The sequence below is a fragment of the Streptomyces sp. NPDC054932 genome, assembly GCF_053610205.1.
The window spans coordinates 1-2,964 of sequence record NZ_JBSGXU010000361.1; the positions used below are offsets into that span (position 1 = coordinate 1).

Annotated in this window: 3 protein-coding genes; 1 reads left to right on the forward strand and 2 read right to left on the reverse strand. The window is 73.5% G+C overall.

What is annotated here, in order from left to right; translation table 11 throughout:
- Positions 1 to 56: 56 nt before the first annotated feature.
- Together ACWGE1_RS40715 and ACWGE1_RS40720 are read right to left on the reverse strand one after the other, a co-directional pair.
- Complete coding sequence (locus tag ACWGE1_RS40715) at positions 57 to 1,502, reverse strand: hypothetical protein (RefSeq protein WP_453425514.1); 1,446 nt, start codon at positions 1,500 to 1,502, stop codon at positions 57 to 59.
- Between the two features lie 72 nt (positions 1,503 to 1,574).
- On the reverse strand, positions 1,575 to 1,814 hold the full coding sequence (locus ACWGE1_RS40720) for a hypothetical protein (RefSeq protein ID WP_030389089.1): 240 nt from the start codon (positions 1,812 to 1,814) through the stop codon (positions 1,575 to 1,577).
- 131 nt (positions 1,815 to 1,945) lie between these two features.
- Here ACWGE1_RS40720 and ACWGE1_RS40725 point away from each other — a divergent pair, with 131 nt between their 5' ends.
- Complete coding sequence (locus tag ACWGE1_RS40725) at positions 1,946 to 2,920, forward strand: carbohydrate kinase family protein (protein ID WP_453425515.1); 975 nt, start codon at positions 1,946 to 1,948, stop codon at positions 2,918 to 2,920.
- Positions 2,921 to 2,964: the final 44 nt, after the last annotated feature.

The window sequence follows — 2,964 nt, forward strand, 5'->3', positions numbered from 1 at the left end:
GCCTCCGTTCGATCCGACCGGAGGCGGGCCCTCGTGCCGTACCCGGGCCCTGTCGGCTACTGCCGGGGGAGTGGCTTGCCCGTGGTGGCGTCGATCACCTTCCGGTCGCCCAGCGGCTGCTGCAGCGTCGCCGTCAGGGACATCTCCTGCGCCAGCATGATGCAGGCCTGACCCGGCTTGTTCGGGGTGTCCGTGATCTTCACCATGACCGATTCCGGCTGCTCCCGCGCCTCCAGGGCGTACGTGCTGCACACGCTGCCCCAGAAGTTCACGGTCAGCTTCCGGTCGGCCTCCGCGTACGAGAACCCGGTCACGGTACGCGCGTCCTTCGGGCCCGGAGCGCTCTCCTGGGCCGCCGGCTGGGCCACCGTGTGGCCGGGCGCCCCGTCCCGGCCCGCCACCTCGAAGAGCCAGGCCGGAACCAGCCCCTGCGCCCCGTTCACCGTGCCGGGGGCCAGCCCGAGCACGGCGCCCCGTACCGTCTCCGTGCGCGGGGGCTTCATGGGCCGCGGCTCCGGATTGCACGGCACCGTGTCCGTGGCCGTCACCGGGGTGTCCGCCGTCAGCGGGACCGCGGTCGCGCATCCGCTGGGCTCGGGGCTGCCGCCCTCACCGCCGCCCGACTTCGCGTTCAGCCTGGCCAGCGCCTCCACGGCCCCGACCACCGGCTGCTCGGCGGCCCGCACCGGGGCCTTCAGCTCCCCGTTGCCCCCCACCACCGAGCCGTCGGCGCCCACGCTCACCTTCGTGGACCAGCCCTGCGTGGGCAGCCCGCCGACGACGGGGTCGGCGGACACCACCCGGACCGATCCCTGGGTCATCCGGGCGTCCTGCTTGGCCCCCTCGACCCCTGCGGCGGCCAGCACGGGGGCCGCGGCGGCCTTGGCGGCCTCCTCGGACACCGGCTTGCCCGCAGGCGCCACACCGCCCGCGCCCGCCCCGCCGGCGTCCCGCGGGAGGGTGGCCGGGCCGCAGGTGTCCTTGCCGCGCACGCAGTCGTCGCCGGCGCCGTTGCCCGGCGCCTGGAAGCGGGCGAAGTTCCACGTCCCCGGCGCCGTACGGGACACCGTGAGGCGGGGCCCGGAGCCGTCGGCGGCCTCCCCGGCCAGCCAGACGTCCCCCGTGAGGCGCGGCTCGCCCGGCAGGCCCAGGGCCGAGGCCAGGCGGGCCACCTCCGCCGCGGTGACCTCGCCGGACAGGGCGAAGGCGGGCGCGGTGGCCGGAGCCTCGGGAAGCTTCACATCGGCCCGGTAGACCACCCCGCCGCCGGACGGGTCGGGCTCCCCGGGCGCGATGCCCGGCCCCGAGGGGTCTCCCGCGTCACGGGGCGCGGAGGCCGCGCTCTCGCCCGTACGGTGGCCCGACCCGCCGTCGCCGTGGGCGGTCGAGGCCCAGTACGCGGTGCCGCCGCCCGTCAGCAGGACGGCGGCCGCGATCGAGCCGACGGCCCAGGCGGGCCGCCGCCGTGTGCCGCGTGATGTGTCGGGTTGCTCGCTGGTCACCGCATCGCTCCTTCACCGGTCCCGTCGTACCTGATGCGGGTGTGACGGAACAGGCGCGCAAGCGGTTCCCTCCTACTGGTCCCCGTACACGGACGTGGCGGCGATCAGCCGCGCCGAGGCGGGCGGAACGCTGATCCCGTGGATCTGCGAAGGGGCCACACGGACCGGCCGGGGACCCGCCGGGACCGCCCAGTGCGGGGCCATCCGGGCGCAGTCACCCAGGAGACGGGCGAAGCCGGGCTGTCGTGGGGCTTCCGCGCCGCGCTTGTCCGCGGTGTACTCGGAGTAGCCGAAACCGTCGGTATAGGTCATGCAGGCACCGTAGACATCGGGGCTCTCGCGAAGAAAGACCTACTAAGGGGTAGTTTCTGGGGTTCGGCCTGGGGGCGCCGAGCGGGTAGTTTTGACTGTCCCTCGCCGTCCTCAGCAGGAGCGTCCTCGCCGTGCGCATCGCAGTCACCGGCTCCATCGCCACCGACCACCTCATGACCTTCCCCGGCCGTTTCGCCGACCAGCTGGTCGCCGACCAGCTGCACACGGTCTCCCTCTCCTTCCTCGTCGACAACCTCGACGTGCGACGGGGCGGGGTCGGCCCGAACATCTGCTTCGGCATGGGGCAGCTCGGCACCCGCCCGATCCTCGTCGGAGCCGCCGGCTCCGACTTCGACGAGTACCGTGCCTGGCTGGACCGCCACGGCGTCGACACCGAGTCCGTCCGGATCTCCGAGGTGCTGCACACCGCGCGCTTCGTGTGCACCACGGACTCCGACCACAACCAGATCGGCTCCTTCTACACGGGCGCGATGAGCGAAGCCCGGCTGATCGAGCTGAAGTCCGTGGCCGACCGCGTGGGCGGGCTCGACCTCGTCCTGATCGGCGCCGACGACCCCGAGGCGATGCTGCGCCACACGGAGGAGTGCCGCACGCGCGGGATCCCCTTCGCGGCCGACTTCTCGCAGCAGATCGCCCGCATGGACGGCGACAACATCCGCACCCTGATGGAGGGCGCGACCTTCCTCTTCTCGAACGAGTACGAGAAGGGCCTCATCGAGTCGAAGTCCGGCTGGACCGACGAGGAGATCCTGGCCAAGGTCGGCACCCGCGTGACCACGCTGGGCTCCAACGGCGTCAGGATCGAGCGCGTCGGCGAGGCCCCGATCGTGGTCGGCTGCCCCGAGGAGACCGCCAAGGTCGACCCGACGGGCGTCGGCGACGCGTTCCGCGCCGGCTTCCTGACCGGCCTGGGCTGGGGCGTCGGCCTGGAGCGCGCGGCGCAGCTGGGCTGCATGCTCGCGACCCTGGTCATCGAGACGCTGGGCACCCAGGAGTACACCCTGGCCCGCGCCCACTTCATGGAGCGCTTCACCAAGGCCTACGGCGACGAGGCCGCGGCCGAGGTCAAGGCCCACCTGGCCTAGTCATTTCAGCCTCGCCGGCCGGTTCGGCCGGCGAGGCTGAAAGC

Coding starts and splice junctions, on each gene's coding strand:
- ACWGE1_RS40720 (WP_030389089.1), bottom strand. CDS start 1,814: ATGACCTATACCGACGGTTTCGGCTACTCCGAGTACACCGCGGACAAG.